The organism is Citrobacter sp. Cpo037 (assembly GCF_030332945.1).
Taxonomy (GTDB): Bacteria; Pseudomonadota; Gammaproteobacteria; order Enterobacterales; family Enterobacteriaceae; genus Citrobacter; species Citrobacter portucalensis.
This window is the reverse complement of the sequence record NZ_JAOWGW010000036.1, coordinates 46,248-62,161: the sequence shown is the minus strand read 5'-3', so window position 1 is coordinate 62,161 and position 15,914 is coordinate 46,248. Positions and strand designations below refer to the sequence as shown.

The following is a 15,914-nucleotide window of genomic DNA, read 5'->3' as shown; positions in this document are numbered from 1 at the left end:
TCATATATTGATATTCTTTGAGAGTATGTATAGTGAATTTACTGACAGCAAGTACTGATCTCATCAGTATTTTTTTATTCACAACGCTGTTTCTTTTCTTTGCCCGTAAGGTTGCGAAAAAGATAGGATTGGTGGATAAACCCAACTTCCGCAAACGTCATCAGGGACTGATTCCGTTGGTTGGGGGGATTTCGGTTTACGCAGGCATTTGCTTTACGTTCCTCATCGCCGATTATTATATCCCGCATGCAACTCTCTACCTGGCTTGTGCTGGTGTACTGGTATTTATCGGTGCACTGGACGACCGCTTTGATATCAGTGTAAAAATCCGTGCGACCATCCAGGCTATCATCGGCATCATTATGATGGCGGTAGGTAAGCTCTATCTGTTGAGCCTTGGGTTCATTTTTGGCCCTTGGGAGATGGTGCTCGGTCCTTTTGGCTATTTCCTTACCCTTTTCGCCGTTTGGGCTGCAATTAACGCCTTTAACATGGTGGATGGGATTGATGGTCTGTTAGGCGGGCTATCCAGCGTATCATTCGCCGCAATGGGGCTTATCTTGTGGTTTGACGGCCAGACAAGCCTGGCTATCTGGTGTTTTGCCATGATCGCCGCCATTCTGCCTTACATCATGCTGAACCTGGGTATTCTCGGACGGCGCTATAAGGTCTTTATGGGCGATGCGGGGAGTACGCTGATTGGCTTTACGGTCATCTGGATCCTGCTGGAGACCACTCAAGGTAAAACGCATCCTATTAGTCCGGTCACCGCACTGTGGATTATTGCTATTCCGTTAATGGATATGGTGGCGATCATGTATCGTCGTTTACGTAAAGGCATGAGCCCTTTCTCCCCGGACCGTCAACATATTCACCATTTAATCATGCGTGCCGGGTTTACCTCCCGACAGGCTTTTGTCCTGATTACGCTGGCTGCTGCGATCCTGGCTTCTATCGGCGTGTTGGCTGAATATTCTCGGGTCGTTCCGGAATGGGTGATGCTGGTGCTCTTTTTACTGGCATTTGTCTTGTACGACTATTGTATTAAACGTGCCTGGAAGGTAGCGAGATTTATCAAACGCTGGAAGCGCAAGTTGCGTAGAAACCGTGACAGTAAACCAAACTTAACCAAATAAATTGAGGGTACGATGACACAACCATTACCGGGGGAACATGCCATGAGCGCTGAAAATGAACTGGACATCCGTGGGTTGTTTCGTACTTTGTGGACAGGGAAGGTGTGGATCGTCGGTATGGCTCTCGCTTTCGCGTTAGTCGCTCTCGCCTATACGTTTTTTGCTCGTCAGGAGTGGAGCGCGACGGCGATTTCAGACAGGCCAACGGTTAATATGTTGGGCGGCTATTACTCTCAGCAGCAGTTCTTACGTAACCTGGACATCAAGGCCAGTCTTGCATCTGCGGATCAGCCGTCAGTGATGGATGAGGCCTATAAAGAATTTATCATGCAGCTTGCCTCATGGGATACGCGCCGTGAATTCTGGCAGCAGACTGATTATTACAAGCAACGTATGGTGGGTAACAGTAAAGCCGATGCGGCGATGCTGGATGAACTGATTAATAACATTCAGTTTATGCCCGGCGATGCGGTTCGTAATACCAATGACAGCGTGAAGCTGATTGCCGAAACGGCACCTGATGCCAACAATCTGTTGCGTCAGTACGTCGCGTTTGCCAGTCAGCGTGCAGCGCGTCATCTGAACGACGAGTTAAAGGGAGCCTGGGCTGCGCGCACTGTGCAAATGAAGGCGCAGGTTAAACGCCAGGAAGAAGTGGCGAAATCGATTTTCTCTCGCCGAGTTCACAACATTGAGCAGGCTCTCAAAATTGCTGAACAGCATAATATTTCGCGTACTTCCACTGACGTTCCGGCTGAAGAGCTACCCGATTCTGAACTGTTTTTGCTTGGACGTCCTATGCTGCAGGCACGACTCGAAAACCTGCAATCTGTTGGTCCCGATTTCGATCTGGACTACTTCCAAAACCGAGCCATGCTTAACACACTGAACGTTGGGCCAACTCTGGATCCGCGTTTTCAGACCTATCGTTATTTGCGTACGCCGGAGGAACCGGTAAAACGTGACAGCCCTCGTCGTGCCTTCCTGATGATTATGTGGGGCATCGTTGGGGCTCTGATCGGTGCCGGTGTCGCGTTAACCCGTCGCCGCACGATTTAGCAATATCGTTGCAGTGAGGGGCTGGGCCCTCACTGCCAATCCGAAGAGAATCGATGTGAAAGTACTGACTGTATTTGGCACGCGACCGGAGGCCATAAAAATGGCACCTCTGGTTCATGCGCTGGCAAAAGATCCTGATTTTGAGGCAAAAGTTTGCGTCACGGCGCAGCATCGGGAGATGCTCGATCAGGTGTTGAACCTCTTTTCCATTGTACCTGACTACGATCTCAATATTATGCAGCCAGGTCAGGGACTAACAGAAATTACCTGCCGAATACTGGAAGGATTAAAGCCAATTCTGGCTGATTTTAAACCTGACGTTGTGTTAGTTCACGGCGATACCACAACCACCATTGCTACTAGCCTGGCCGCGTTCTATCAGCGCATCCCGGTAGGGCATGTGGAGGCAGGCTTACGTACAGGCGATCTCTACTCTCCCTGGCCGGAAGAGGCGAACCGTACGCTGACCGGGCATCTGGCGATGTATCATTTTGCACCAACAGAAAACTCGCGCCAAAACCTGTTACGAGAAAACATTTCTGATAGCCGTATCTTCGTTACAGGTAATACGGTTATTGATGCGTTGATCTGGGTACGCGATCGCGTACTGGCGAGCGATGCATTGCGAGCTGAACTGGCAGAGCATTACCCATTCCTGAACTCGGATAAAAAGATGATACTGGTGACCGGTCATCGTCGGGAAAGCTTCGGTCGCGGTTTTGAACACATTTGCCATGCGCTGGCGGAAATTGCTGCGGCCAATCAGAACGTACAGATTGTCTATCCGGTGCACCTGAATCCTAACGTCAGCGAACCGGTTAATCGCATTCTGGGTCACGTTGAAAACGTCATCCTGATTGAACCGCAGGATTACATGCCGTTTGTCTGGCTGATGAATCACGCCTGGCTGATCCTTACCGACTCTGGCGGGATTCAGGAAGAAGCCCCATCTCTGGGGAAACCGGTTCTGGTGATGCGCGAAACGACGGAACGTCCGGAAGCGATTACTGCAGGCACAGTACGTCTGGTAGGGACCGACCCGCAGCGTATTGTCGAAGAAGTCACGCGTTTGCTGCATGACGACAATGAATATCAGACCATGAGCCGCGCCCATAATCCGTATGGTGATGGGCAGGCATGTGGCCGCATTTTACACGCGTTAAAAAATAATCGGATATCTCTATGAGTTTTACGACCATTTCTGTCATTGGGCTGGGTTATATCGGACTGCCGACGGCGGCTGCCTTTGCTTCCCGTCAAAAGCATGTGATTGGCGTAGATGTAAATCAACACGCGGTGGATACCATTAATCGCGGTGAAATTCATATCGTTGAGCCAGATTTGGGCGCAGTGGTGAAAACGGCGGTCGAAAATGGATTTCTGCGTGCGACCACAACCCCTGTAGATGCGGATGCCTATCTGATTGCTGTGCCTACTCCGTTTAAGGGGGAGCACGAACCCGATATGGTTTATGTGGAAGCCGCAGCCAAGTCTCTTGCACCGGTGCTGAAAAAAGGCGCGTTGGTGATCCTTGAATCGACATCGCCTGTCGGGGCCACTGAACAGATGGCCACATGGCTGGCTGAAATGCGTCCTGACCTGACTTTCCCGCAGCAAGTCGGTGAACACGCGGACGTTAACATTGCTTATTGCCCAGAGCGCGTGCTGCCGGGCCAGGTGATGGTTGAACTGATTAAAAACGACCGCGTGATTGGGGGAATGACCTCCGTCTGTTCCGCGCGTGCTAGCGAACTGTACAACATTTTCCTTGAGGGCGAATGTGTCGTGACCAACGCCCGTACGGCGGAAATGTGCAAACTGACTGAAAATAGCTTCCGTGACGTCAATATCGCCTTCGCCAATGAGCTGTCGCTGATTTGCGCCGATCAGGGGATCAACGTCTGGGAACTGATTCGACTGGCAAATCGCCATCCGCGCGTGAATATTTTGCAACCGGGTCCGGGGGTTGGCGGGCACTGTATCGCGGTTGATCCGTGGTTTATCGTGGCGCAGAACCCGCAGCAGGCGAAATTGATTCGCACCGCGCGTGAGGTAAACGACGGAAAGCCTCATTGGGTGGTTGATCAGGTAAAAGCTGCCGTGGCCGACTGTCTGGCGGATACCAATAAACGGGCCAGCGAAGTGAAAATTGCCTGTTTTGGTCTGGCATTTAAACCGAATATTGATGACTTACGTGAAAGCCCGGCGATGGGAATTGCGCAAAGCATCGCGCATTGGCACAAAGGCGAAACATTGGTGGTGGAACCGAACATCCATCAACTGCCGAAAAAACTGGACGGTCTGTGCCAACTGGCAGCGCTGGACGATGCCCTGGCAAGCGCCGATGTGCTGGTCTTGCTGGTCGACCATAATGAATTTAAAGCCATTAAAGGCGATGCGGTTCACCAGCAATATATCGTTGATACCAAAGGGGTCTGGCGGTGAAAATCCGCGCCAGTATTGAGCCGCTTAGCTGGGAAAATACGTTCTTTGGCGTGAATAGCGCCATTGTGCGTTTTGACCAACACGCGCCGGTTCTGACTGCGGATGTGTTGCAGCCCTGGTCGCGGGTACAGGCAAAAATTCCTGCCGCCAATATCCATGAATTAGATGCCCTGCAACAGTTGGGCTTCTCACTGGTTGAAGGTGAAGTGGATTTTGTGCTGCCGGTGACGTGTGCGCATGGCGACCCCGGTGCGCAGGTCGCACAAACTACGGATATCCCTGCATTACGCCAACTGGCAGGACAGGCGTTCGCGCAAAGTCGTTTTCGCGCCCCGTGGTATGCCGCAGATGCCAGCGCGCGTTTTTACGCGCAGTGGATTGAAAACGCGGTGCTGGGGACGTTCGATCATCAATGCCTCGTTTTTCGTACACCGGTTGGTGATATTCGTGGCTATGTCTCGTTGCGTGAACTGAATGCGACCGAGGCGCGAATTGGCCTGATGGCCGGGCGTGGGGCGGGAGCAGAACTGATGCAGGCTGCCCTTTGCTGGGCGCAGGCTCGCGGTAAAACAACATTGCGCGTGGCGACCCAAATGGGCAATACCGCCGCGCTTAAACGCTATATACACAGTGGTGCGAATGTGGAAAGCACCGCGTATTGGTTATACAGGTGACACGATGATTCCATTTAACGCACCGCCGGTGGTGGGCACTGAACTCGATTACATGCAGTCTGCGATGAACAGCGGCAAGCTGTGTGGCGACGGTGGTTTTACCCGTCGCTGCCAACAGTGGCTGGAACAGCATTTTGGCAGCGAGAAAGTATTGCTGACGCCTTCCTGCACAGCATCGCTTGAGATGGCGGCATTGCTGCTGGATATCCAGCCTGACGATGAAGTCATTATGCCGAGCTATACGTTTGTCTCCACGGCCAATGCTTTCGTGCTGCGCGGTGCGAAAATTGTCTTTGTTGATATCCGCCCGGATACCATGAACATTGACGAAACGCTGATTGAAGCGGCGATCACCGACAAGACCCGCGCTATCGTTCCGGTGCATTACGCGGGCGTAGCCTGTGAAATGGATACCATCATGGCGCTGGCGACCAAACATAACCTGTTTGTCGTGGAAGATGCGGCCCAGGGCGTCATGTCGACTTACAAAGGTCGGGCGCTGGGGACGATTGGTCACATCGGTTGCTTTAGCTTCCATGAGACCAAAAACTATACCGCAGGCGGTGAAGGTGGTGCGACGCTGATTAATGATAAAAAATTAGTCGAACGTGCAGAGATCATCCGTGAAAAAGGAACTAACCGCAGCCAGTTTTTCCGCGGTCAGGTGGATAAGTATGCCTGGCGTGATATTGGCTCCAGCTATCTGATGTCCGATCTGCAGGCTGCCTATCTGTGGGCGCAACTGGAAGCGGCTGACCGTATTAACCAGCAGCGTCTGGCGCTGTGGCAGAACTACTATGATGCTCTCGAACCGCTGGCGCGTGCCGGACGTATCGAGCTACCTTCTGTCCCGGACGGCTGCGTGCAAAACGCCCATATGTTTTATATCAAGCTGCGCGATATCGACGATCGCACGGCGTTGATTAACTTCTTGAAAGAAGCTGAAATTATGGCGGTGTTCCACTATATCCCGCTACATGATTGTCCGGCTGGCGATAAATTCGGCGTATTTGCCGGTGTTGATCGTTTCACCACTAAAGAGAGCGAGCGTCTGCTGCGCTTGCCGCTGTTTTACAACCTGTCGCCAGTAAACCAGCGAACGGTCATTTCGACCTTACTCAACTACTTCGCCTGATATGTCGCTTGCTAAAGCGTCCTTATGGACGGCAGCCAGTACGCTGGTAAAAATTGGTGCAGGATTGCTGGTCGTGAAGCTGCTGGCGGTGTCGTTTGGCCCGGCAGGTGTGGGGCAGGCGGGTAACTTCCGCCAGATGGTCACCGTGCTTGGTGTCCTGGCGGGGGCCGGCATTTTCAACGGCGTCACGAAATATGTTGCGCAGCACCATGACGATCCGACCCAGCTCCGTAAGGTAGTCGGTACATCTTCCGCGATGGTGCTCGGATTCTCTACGCTGATGGCGGTGATTTTTCTGCTGGCGGCCGCGCCAATCAGTCAGGGATTGTTTGGCCATACTCATTATCAGGGGCTGGTAAGACTGGTTGCGCTGGTGCAGATGGGTATTGCCTGGGCGAACCTGCTGCTGGCGTTGATGAAGGGCTTTCGCGATGCGGCGGGTAACGCGCTGTCGCTGATTGTGGGTAGCCTGGTGGGCGTAGTGGCTTATTATGGCTGTTATCGCCAGGGAGGGTATGAAGGCGCTTTGCTGGGTCTGGCGTTAGTGCCCGCGTTGGTCGTTATCCCCGCCGCTATTATGCTGATTAAGCGTGGGGCAATTCCCCTGCATTACCTGAAACCCTCGTGGGATAACGGTCTGGCTGGACAGCTAAGCAAGTTTACCCTGATGGCGCTGATTACCTCCGTAACGCTGCCTGTGGCATACGTGATGATGCGAAACCTGCTGGCGGCGCAGTACAGTTGGGATGATGTGGGGATTTGGCAGGGAGTAAGCAGTATCTCTGATGCTTATCTGCAATTCATTACCGCCTCATTCAGCGTTTACTTGCTTCCGACGTTGTCTCGACTGACCGAAAAACGCGACATTACGCGCGAGGTGGTTAAGTCGCTGAAGTTCGTGTTACCGGCGGTTGCCGCTGCGAGCTTTACTGTTTGGTTGCTGCGTGATTTTGCGATCTGGCTGCTTTTCTCCGCAAAATTCACCGCCATGCGCGATCTGTTTGCCTGGCAACTGGTCGGCGATGTACTGAAAGTAGGGGCGTATGTCTTTGGGTATCTGGTGATCGCGAAAGCATCGCTGCGGTTTTATATTTTGGCTGAAATTAGCCAGTTCATGTTATTGACGGTGTTTGCTCACTGGCTGATCCCTGCACACGGTGCGCTGGGAGCGGCACAGGCTTATATGGCAACGTACATCGTCTATTTTTCTCTTTGTTGTGGCGTGTTTTTACTCTGGCGTAGGCGGGCATGACTGTACTGATTCACGTTCTGGGATCGGATATCCCTCACCATAACCAAACCGTGCTGCGGTTTTTCAACGACTCGCTGGCTGCGACGAGCGAGCATGCGCGCACGTTTATGGTTGCCGGTCAGGATGCGGGACTCAGTGAGAGCTGCCCGGCGTTATCGCTAAGCTTCTACAGCGGGAAAAAGGCGCTTGCTGACGCTGTGATCGCGAAAGCAAAAGCGGATCGCCAGCAGCGATTCTTCTTCCACGGTCAGTTCAACACCAGCCTGTGGCTGGCGCTGCTGAGTGGCGGGATTAAACCGGCGCAGTTTTACTGGCATATCTGGGGCGCTGATTTATACGAAGTCTCCAGTGGGCTGAAATTCCGCCTGTTTTACCCGATTCGCCGCATGGCACAGAATCGTGTGGGCTGCGTGTTTGCCACACGGGGCGATTTACGTTATTTCGCCGAGCAACATCCCCGTGTGCGGGGTGAGTTGCTCTATTTCCCAACGCGAATGGACCCTTCACTCAATAACATGAGCAATGATTGCCAGCGCAGCGGCAAGATGACGGTGCTGGTTGGCAACTCTGGCGGTCGCAGCAATGAGCATGTTGCCGCGCTTCGCGCCGTCCATCAGCAGTTTGGCGACACGGTGAATGTGATTGTGCCGATGGGTTATCCCGCCAATAATACGGCCTATATCGATGAGGTTCGTCAGGCCGGTCTGGCGTTATTTAGCGCTGACAATCTGCAAATTTTGAGTGAAAAGCTGGAATTTGATGCCTATCTAACATTATTGCGGCAGTGTGATTTGGGTTACTTTATTTTTGCCCGTCAACAGGGAATCGGTACCCTGTGTTTGCTGATCCAGGCGGGTATCCCATGCGTGCTCAACCGTGAAAATCCCTTCTGGCAGGATATGGTGGAACAAAATCTTCCGGTGTTATTTACCACTGATGATCTCAATGAAGGCGTCGTACGTGAAGCGCAGCGCCAGTTGGCATCGGTAGATAAAAATACTATTACCTTCTTTAGCCCGAATTATCTGCAGCCGTGGCACAACGCGCTGCGCATTGCTTCAGGAGAAACCGTATGAGCCTGATGCAATTCAGCGGTCTTCTGGTGGTCTGGCTGCTCTCCACCTTGTTTATCGCCACGCTGACCTGGTTTGAGTTCCGCCGCGTGCGTTTTAACTTCAATGTTTTCTTCTCATTGTTGTTCTTGCTGACGTTCTTCTTCGGATTCCCGTTAACCAGCATCCTGGTGTTCCGCTTTGATGTGGCAGTGGCTCCGCCGGAGATCCTTCTACAGGCCTTGCTGTCAGCCGCCTGTTTCTATGCCGTCTACTACGTGACGTATAAAACGCGCTTGCGCAAACGAGTAGATGATAAGCCGCGCAGGCCGCTGTTTACCATCAATCGCGTTGAAGCCCATTTGACCTGGGTTATCCTGATGGCGATTGCGCTGGTGAGCGTGGGCATCTTCTTTATGCACAACGGATTCCTGCTGTTCAGACTGCAATCCTATAGCCAGATTTTTTCCAGTGAAGTCTCTGGCGTCGCTCTGAAGCGTTTCTTCTACTTCTTCATTCCGGCAATGCTGGTGGTTTATTTCTTACGTCAGGACAGCAAAGCGTGGGTGTTCTTCCTGGTGAGTACCGTCACGTTTGGTTTGCTGACCTATATGATTGTGGGTGGGACGCGGGCCAATATCATTATCGCGTTTGCCATCTTCTTGTTTATCGGCATTATTCGCGGCTGGATTTCGCTGTGGATGTTGGCCGCTGCAGGCGTGTTGGGCATTGTCGGGATGTTCTGGCTGGCGTTGAAGCGCTACGGAATGAGCGTTAGCGGCGATGAGGCGTTCTATACGTTCCTGTACCTTACGCGCGACACCTTCTCGCCGTGGGAGAACCTGGCGCTGTTGTTGCAGAATTACCACAATATTGAGTTCCAGGGGCTGACGCCGATCGTCCGTGACTTCTACGTCTTTATCCCCTCCTGGCTGTGGCCTGGGCGGCCGAGTATTGTACTCAACTCAGCGAACTACTTTACCTGGGAAGTGTTGAACAACCACTCAGGACTGGCGATTTCGCCGACGTTAATTGGTTCACTGGTGGTGATGGGCGGGGCGCTGTTTATACCATTAGGCGCGATTGTTGTTGGGCTCATCATCAAGTGGTTCGACTGGCTGTATGAGCTAGGTAACCGAGAAACCAATCGATATAAGGCGGCGATTTTGCACAGTTTCTGTTTTGGCGCCATTTTCAATATGATTGTGTTGGCACGTGAAGGGCTGGATTCGTTTGTCTCACGAGTGGTCTTTTTCCTCGTGATTTTCGGCGTTTGCCTACTGGTGGCAAAACTGCTGTTCTGGCTATTCGATAGCGCGGGACTCATCCATAAACGAATTAAATCGCTGCCCCGTACACAGATTGAAGGATCGTAATGACAGATAACACAACTGCGCCGCTGTATTCGTTGCGCGGATTACAACTGATTGGCTGGCGCGATATGCAACATGCGCTGAATTACCTGTTTGCCGAAGGACACCTCAGGTCAGGAACGCTGGTGGCTATCAACGCTGAGAAGATGCTGACAGCAGAAGATAACCCTGAAGTGAGGGAGCTGATCAACGCCGCGGAGTTCAAATATGCGGATGGAATTAGCGTGGTGCGTTCGGTGCGCAAAAAATTCCCGCAGGCACAGGTTTCACGCGTGGCCGGAGCTGACCTTTGGGAAGCGCTGATGGCGCGAGCCGGGCAAAACGGAACGCCTGTTTTCCTGGTTGGTGGCAAGCCTGAAGTTCTGGCGCAAACAGAAGCAAAACTACGTGCGCAGTGGCGCGTGAACATTGTGGGTAGTCAGGACGGTTATTTTGCCCCAGAGCAGCGTCAGGCGTTGTTTGAGCGTATTCACGCCAGCGGTGCGCAAATTGTGACGGTGGCGATGGGTTCGCCAAAACAAGAGATCTTTATGCGTGATTGCCGCAAGACTCACCCTGACGCGCTGTATATGGGCGTAGGGGGCACCTACGACGTCTTTACCGGTCACGTTAAGCGTGCGCCTAAAATCTGGCAAAATCTGGGGCTGGAGTGGCTGTATCGCTTATTGTCGCAGCCGAGCCGTATTACTCGACAACTTCGCTTATTACGCTATCTCCGTTGGCACTATACCGGCAACCTCTGACGCCCTTTCTCCTCTGGTAAGTAGCGTGATCTGCTAATTACGCTACTTATTCACAACATTATCGCTGCTTTCTCGTACAATCTATTTATTTTTTGAATGCTTTAATTGCCATTTAAGCGATTTTAGGAAACCATTCGCAACAATCATTGCAGTGCCATGGTGTGTTTGGCGCCAACCGTTAAGCGGTCGGTGCCGTATGGCCTGTTATGGCATAACAAGATGTACCCATAACGAGAACCGGTAATACCGGACAGCATGCAAACACAACAAGAGGATTTATGGCCGAGAACAAACCTGAGCTACAGCGTGGGCTGGAGGCTCGTCACATCGAATTAATTGCCCTTGGGGGCACTATTGGCGTTGGGCTATTTATGGGGGCCGCCAGTACCCTTAAATGGGCGGGACCTTCGGTTCTGCTGGCGTATATCGTCGCCGGGCTGTTCGTCTTTTTCATCATGCGTTCTATGGGGGAGATGTTATTCCTCGAGCCGGTTGCCGGTTCATTCGCTGTTTACGCCCACCGTTATATGAGCCCCTTCTTTGGCTATCTTACCGCCTGGTCATACTGGTTTATGTGGATGGCGGTGGGGATCTCAGAGATTACCGCCATCGGGGTGTACGTACAGTTCTGGTTCCCGGAAATGGCACAATGGATACCCGCACTGATCGCAGTCGGACTGGTTGCGTTGGCAAACCTCGCTGCGGTTCGCCTGTATGGTGAAATTGAGTTCTGGTTTGCCATGATCAAAGTGACCACCATCATTGTGATGATCGTCATTGGGGTTGGGGTGATTTTCTTCGGCTTCGGCAATGGCGGCCAGGCGATTGGTTTTGGCAACCTGACCGAGCACGGTGGCTTCTTTGCTGGGGGCTGGAAGGGCTTCCTGACGGCATTGTGTATTGTTGTGGCGTCTTACCAGGGCGTGGAGCTGATCGGCATCACTGCAGGGGAAGCGAAGAATCCACAGGTCACGCTGCGTAGCGCGGTGGGTAAAGTGTTGTGGCGCATTCTGATTTTCTACGTTGGTGCGATTTTTGTCATCGTCACTATTTTCCCGTGGAATGAGATTGGCAGCAACGGTAGCCCGTTTGTGCTCACCTTTGCCAAGATTGGTATTACTGCTGCGGCAGGGATTATTAACTTTGTGGTGCTGACGGCGGCGCTGTCTGGCTGTAACAGCGGCATGTACAGCTGTGGGCGTATGCTCTACGCGCTGGCAAAGAATCGCCAGCTTCCTGCCGTTGTTGGAAAAGTATCACGCCATGGCGTGCCGGTTGCCGGAGTGGCTATTTCTATCGCGATCCTGCTGATTGGCTCATGCCTGAACTACATCATTCCTAACCCGCAGCGCGTGTTTGTTTATGTCTATAGTGCCAGCGTGTTGCCGGGGATGGTGCCGTGGTTTGTGATCCTGATAAGCCAGTTGCGTTTCCGTCAGGCGCATAAAGCGGCGATTGCCAGTCATCCATTCCGCTCCATTCTGTTCCCGTGGGCGAATTATTTGACGATGGCGTTCCTGATTTGCGTATTAATTGGCATGTACTTTAATGAAGATACCCGAATGTCGCTTTTTGTTGGCATGGGTTTCTTACTGGCCGTGACGCTCATTTATAAGGTTTTTGGTCTGAATCGTCATGGCACAGCCCATAAATTGCGGGAATAAGCGACAAAACGCACAAACCATGACCAAACGATAATTTATTTTAAAAAAGCACTAGACAGAAGACCGAGACCTCCGTAATATCCAGCCCCGCAACGGCGCTAAGCGCCCGTAGCTCAGCTGGATAGAGCGCTGCCCTCCGGAGGCAGAGGTCTCAGGTTCGAATCCTGTCGGGCGCACCATTTAGTAGGGTGCCAGAGCTGCGGTGGTTTTAATACCGCGTAAAAGATTTGCAGTGGTGGCTATAGCTCAGTTGGTAGAGCCCTGGATTGTGATTCCAGTTGTCGTGGGTTCGAATCCCATTAGCCACCCCATTAATTTAAAGTTGTGAAATGCGAAGGTGGCGGAATTGGTAGACGCGCTAGCTTCAGGTGTTAGTGTCCTTAGGATGTGGGGGTTCGAGTCCCCCCCCTCGCACCACGACTTAAAGAATTGAACTAAAAATTCAAAAAGCAGTAAAACGGCGAGTAGCGCAGCTTGGTAGCGCAACTGGTTTGGGACCAGTGGGTCGGAGGTTCGAATCCTCTCTCGCCGACCAATTTTGAACCCCGCTTCGGCGGGGTTTTTTGTTTTCAGATTTTCCCTTCTTAGCCTTCGCACCTGCGAATTTCCTGAAGTCTTAAAAAGTCCGAATACCTGGTTTTTGCAGTGCAATCGTGGCATGCGTTGTGCAATAATATGCGGGTAGATGCTCATTCCATCTCTTATGTTCGCCATCTGGCCTCATAAACTCAGGAATGATGCAGAGCCGTTTACGGTGCTTATCGTCCACAGACAGATGTCGCTCAAGCCTCATCAAACACCATGGACATAACGTTGAGTGAAGCACCCATTTATGTTGTCATACAGACCTGTTTAACGCCTGCTCCTTACCGAGCGGGCGTTTTTTTATGCATAAACAAAATCCTTCGAGCGACTTCTCGAAGGATTTTGTTTATACGATTGAAAAATATGTAGGCCCGGTAAGCGAAAGCGCCACCGGGCATTCAGGAGTTACTGCGGGGGATTGTTGTTCTGCAGCGTCAACATCAGGCCATCGCGGCGCATGGTGGCGGCTTCTTCCGGCTGGTGCAGTCTGTCCAGCGCGTCAGCAAGCCAGGCGTAGTCATAGGCATCCGGGCGCTGTTTGAGAGCGGCACGGAAGGCGAGCGTAGCTTCCTGCCATTCCCCATGCTTCATTAACGACTGACCCAGCGTACTCCACAGCAACGGGCGATCGCCCACGGCTTTAATCTGCTGGCGCAGCACTTTTTCTATCTGTTCCGGATTATTGGTTTTCAGACGCGGGATCGGCAGCACCAGGCGGTCATCGTACTGACGTTTCAAACCATCAATGATGACCTGCTGCGCCGTATCGTGATCGTCACACTCAATCAGATGTTCAGCCATCGCTACCTGCAAAGCAACCTGATGACGGGTTTTACGGCTCTGGTTTTTCCACCATGCACGCAGCCCCTCGCTGCCCTGATCGGCGCGGACCTGATCCATCAAACCAACCCATGCCTGTTGTTCCAGCATGGCGCGGTGCTCGTCATCACCCACATGCGCTTTTGCCATGGATGAGATGATATCCAGCAAGGAGCTCCATGCGCCGGTGCGAATGTAAGCCTGCTCAGCCAGACGCAGTACTTCCGGATGACGTGGCGTCACTTCCAGCAGTTTGTCTACGCTGTGGCGTGCGGCGTGATTTTCATTGCGCGCCAGTTGCAGGCGAACGCGAGCGATTTCTACCGGGATCGTATCATTTCCGGCCAGTTCGGCAGCACGCTCAAGGTGTTGGTTGGCGCGCGCTTCGTCACCGCGCTGCTGAGCCGCTTCTGCCGCCAGCAGGTAATTCACTACCGGCTGTTCTGCATGATCGGCATTTTTCGACATCAGCTTCTCAACCTGCTGATAGTCACCTTCTGCCAGTTTGAGCAGCGCCTGTTCGGTCTGCTTACGGGCGCGACGACGCTTACGACCCACAAACCACCCACGGGTATGTGCGCCGGTGCGGAAAATTCGGCGCAACAGCCATTCAATCGCAAACAGGACGACCATGGCGACGATCAGGATGATCACCAGGCCCGTCACGCTGGTTTCGATATTGTAGTTATCCGTCTGGATCAGCACGTAACCCTGATGACCGGCTATCATCGGACCGACGACGATCCCGGCGATCAACAGCACAAAGAGCAACAATACTTTTAGCATCATTATTCTCCTTGCGGCGCGGTTGCCGGAGCGTCTGTCGAAGGCGCTGGCGCTGCTGCTACCGGTGCTGTGGCAGGCTGCGCCAGTAAATTACGTACGCGGGTCTGCATTAACTTGTCGAGAATAGCCTGGCTCTGCAGCGTTTCTGGAACATCCATACTGATGCTTTGCTGGCTCAGTTGGTCTACTTCTTCAAGGAACGCTTTGGTCGCTGCATCGTCGGTGTCGTAGTAAGCACGCACCCATGTGGAGACATTTTCCAGCGCCTGGCGGTATGTCTCTTCCTGATGACGCGGCACGGCCTGGGCAGCCACTAACAGGCGGGAACGGATATTTTCACGTAAGTAAACGTCCTGGTTCGGCGCCAGCAGCGGGACGGCGGTTTCATCACGATGGCGAATAGTGATAAAGCTGTCCATAAAGTTCTGCCAGCTTTTTTGCAGATTGACGCGCCATTCGCTAATTGAGCTGGAAAGCTCGCTGCTGTCTGAGTCCATTGGAGAATCGTCGGTGTCGTTGTCGGCCAGACGCAGGTTATCAATCTGATTAGAGAGCTGATTCACTTTCAGGATAATGCCGTCATAGTCGACCTGAGTCACCGCGGAGAGGCTCGCAATGTCGTCAGTAATCGCGCGACGGGCGGTAATTAAGCTCGGGTCGTTCATATCTGCCAGACTGGCGTCGGCGCTTTTCAACAGCGCCGCGGCGGTGGTGACGTCCTGATCGCTCCATAATTTGCGACCGGCCAGTTTCACCAGAAAATCAGCCTGCGCCAGCAGCCATGTGCCAGCATCGCTGCCGGAGATGGTGGCGACTTTTTGCTGGACTTCATCAAGCTGTTTGACCAGCGCGGCCTGCTGGCGAGTGGCTTCATCCAGCTGCGTTGCCTGCTGTTTAATAATACCTTCCAGCTCAGCTTTTTGGCTTTCCTGCGCTTTTTGCAGTGCCGTCAGCTGGTTCGCCAGCGCATCGCTGGTTGCCGTTTGTGTTGTTGCCTGTTGTTTCCCCCAGCCGTATAACCCAACGCCTGCAGCCAGCGCAATAGCAATCGCCACAGCGCTCAGAATCAGCGCCGTGCTGTTCTTACTCTTTTTTTCAGTATTAACTGGCTGTGACGTGGTTTCCACGGCCTCCCTGGTCTCTTCAACCACGGCGGAGGATTTTTCTTGTTCCGTCATTATGGCATCCCAT

13 protein-coding genes and 4 tRNA genes are annotated in these 15,914 nt (G+C 52.7%); 15 read left to right on the top strand and 2 right to left on the bottom strand.

Annotated elements, in window-relative coordinates:
- Nucleotides 1-32 precede the first annotated feature (32 nt).
- From wecA to OGX94_RS03320, 15 genes are all read left to right on the top strand, one after another.
- Complete coding sequence (gene wecA / locus OGX94_RS03390) at nt 33-1,136, top strand: UDP-N-acetylglucosamine--undecaprenyl-phosphate N-acetylglucosaminephosphotransferase (protein ID WP_032945680.1); 1,104 nt, start codon at nt 33-35, stop codon at nt 1,134-1,136.
- Nucleotides 1,137-1,148: 12 nt separating this feature from the next.
- A complete protein-coding gene (gene wzzE / locus OGX94_RS03385; RefSeq protein ID WP_003829003.1) occupies nt 1,149-2,195 on the top strand; it encodes an ECA polysaccharide chain length modulation protein in 1,047 nt (348 codons plus the stop codon).
- Nucleotides 2,196-2,250: 55 nt separating this feature from the next.
- Nucleotides 2,251-3,381: a non-hydrolyzing UDP-N-acetylglucosamine 2-epimerase gene (gene wecB, locus OGX94_RS03380; RefSeq protein WP_257662379.1), complete on the top strand. Its 1,131-nt coding sequence runs from the start codon at nt 2,251-2,253 to the stop codon at nt 3,379-3,381.
- A complete protein-coding gene (wecC, locus tag OGX94_RS03375) occupies nt 3,378-4,640 on the top strand; it encodes a UDP-N-acetyl-D-mannosamine dehydrogenase (protein ID WP_008787073.1) in 1,263 nt (420 codons plus the stop codon). Before wecB ends, wecC begins: the two co-directional genes overlap by 4 nt.
- On the top strand, nt 4,637-5,314 hold the full coding sequence (rffC, locus tag OGX94_RS03370) for a dTDP-4-amino-4,6-dideoxy-D-galactose acyltransferase (RefSeq protein ID WP_286568715.1): 678 nt from the start codon (nt 4,637-4,639) through the stop codon (nt 5,312-5,314). Before wecC ends, rffC begins: the two co-directional genes overlap by 4 nt.
- A 4-nt stretch (nt 5,315-5,318) precedes the next feature.
- Nucleotides 5,319-6,449 (top strand): dTDP-4-amino-4,6-dideoxygalactose transaminase, encoded by a 1,131-nt coding sequence (gene rffA / locus OGX94_RS03365; protein ID WP_286568713.1) that lies wholly within the window; start codon nt 5,319-5,321, stop codon nt 6,447-6,449.
- Between the two features lies 1 nt (nt 6,450).
- Complete coding sequence (wzxE, locus tag OGX94_RS03360; RefSeq protein ID WP_257662377.1) at nt 6,451-7,701, top strand: lipid III flippase WzxE; 1,251 nt, start codon at nt 6,451-6,453, stop codon at nt 7,699-7,701.
- The gene (locus tag OGX94_RS03355; RefSeq protein ID WP_257662376.1) at nt 7,698-8,777 is read left to right on the top strand and encodes a TDP-N-acetylfucosamine:lipid II N-acetylfucosaminyltransferase; all 1,080 of its coding nucleotides are present in this window, start codon (nt 7,698-7,700) and stop codon (nt 8,775-8,777) included. Before wzxE ends, OGX94_RS03355 begins: the two co-directional genes overlap by 4 nt.
- On the top strand, nt 8,774-10,129 hold the full coding sequence (wzyE, locus tag OGX94_RS03350; protein ID WP_257662375.1) for an ECA oligosaccharide polymerase: 1,356 nt from the start codon (nt 8,774-8,776) through the stop codon (nt 10,127-10,129). Before OGX94_RS03355 ends, wzyE begins: the two co-directional genes overlap by 4 nt.
- On the top strand, nt 10,129-10,869 hold the full coding sequence (gene wecG, locus OGX94_RS03345) for a lipopolysaccharide N-acetylmannosaminouronosyltransferase (RefSeq protein WP_003828982.1): 741 nt from the start codon (nt 10,129-10,131) through the stop codon (nt 10,867-10,869). The genes wzyE and wecG overlap by 1 nt, the downstream gene beginning before the upstream one ends.
- Before the next feature lie 278 nt (nt 10,870-11,147).
- Complete coding sequence (gene thrP, locus OGX94_RS03340) at nt 11,148-12,533, top strand: bifunctional threonine/serine APC transporter ThrP (protein ID WP_003828980.1); 1,386 nt, start codon at nt 11,148-11,150, stop codon at nt 12,531-12,533.
- Between the two features lie 102 nt (nt 12,534-12,635).
- Nucleotides 12,636-12,712 (top strand) — tRNA-Arg (locus tag OGX94_RS03335).
- Between the two features lie 56 nt (nt 12,713-12,768).
- Nucleotides 12,769-12,844 (top strand) — tRNA-His (locus OGX94_RS03330).
- A 20-nt stretch (nt 12,845-12,864) separates the two neighbouring features.
- A tRNA-Leu gene (locus OGX94_RS03325) sits at nt 12,865-12,950 on the top strand.
- Between the two features lie 41 nt (nt 12,951-12,991).
- Nucleotides 12,992-13,068, top strand: a tRNA-Pro gene (locus OGX94_RS03320).
- A 455-nt stretch (nt 13,069-13,523) separates the two neighbouring features.
- Here OGX94_RS03320 and hemY read toward each other — a convergent pair.
- Entirely contained in the window at nt 13,524-14,723 is a 1,200-nt protein-coding gene (gene hemY / locus OGX94_RS03315) for a protoheme IX biogenesis protein HemY (RefSeq protein WP_257662385.1), read from the bottom strand.
- A 2-nt stretch (nt 14,724-14,725) separates the two neighbouring features.
- The gene (gene hemX / locus OGX94_RS03310) at nt 14,726-15,901 is read right to left on the bottom strand and encodes a uroporphyrinogen-III C-methyltransferase (RefSeq protein ID WP_257662374.1); all 1,176 of its coding nucleotides are present in this window, start codon (nt 15,899-15,901) and stop codon (nt 14,726-14,728) included.
- Nucleotides 15,902-15,914: the final 13 nt, after the last annotated feature.

Coding starts and splice junctions, on each gene's coding strand:
- wzzE (WP_003829003.1), top strand. CDS start 1,149: ATGACACAACCATTACCGGGGGAACATGCCATGAGCGCTGAAAATGAA.
- wecC (WP_008787073.1), top strand. CDS start 3,378: ATGAGTTTTACGACCATTTCTGTCATTGGGCTGGGTTATATCGGACTG.
- rffA (WP_286568713.1), top strand. CDS start 5,319: ATGATTCCATTTAACGCACCGCCGGTGGTGGGCACTGAACTCGATTAC.
- wzxE (WP_257662377.1), top strand. CDS start 6,451: ATGTCGCTTGCTAAAGCGTCCTTATGGACGGCAGCCAGTACGCTGGTA.
- OGX94_RS03355 (WP_257662376.1), top strand. CDS start 7,698: ATGACTGTACTGATTCACGTTCTGGGATCGGATATCCCTCACCATAAC.
- wzyE (WP_257662375.1), top strand. CDS start 8,774: ATGAGCCTGATGCAATTCAGCGGTCTTCTGGTGGTCTGGCTGCTCTCC.
- wecG (WP_003828982.1), top strand. CDS start 10,129: ATGACAGATAACACAACTGCGCCGCTGTATTCGTTGCGCGGATTACAA.
- thrP (WP_003828980.1), top strand. CDS start 11,148: ATGGCCGAGAACAAACCTGAGCTACAGCGTGGGCTGGAGGCTCGTCAC.
- hemY (WP_257662385.1), bottom strand. CDS start 14,723: ATGCTAAAAGTATTGTTGCTCTTTGTGCTGTTGATCGCCGGGATCGTC.
- hemX (WP_257662374.1), bottom strand. CDS start 15,901: ATGACGGAACAAGAAAAATCCTCCGCCGTGGTTGAAGAGACCAGGGAG.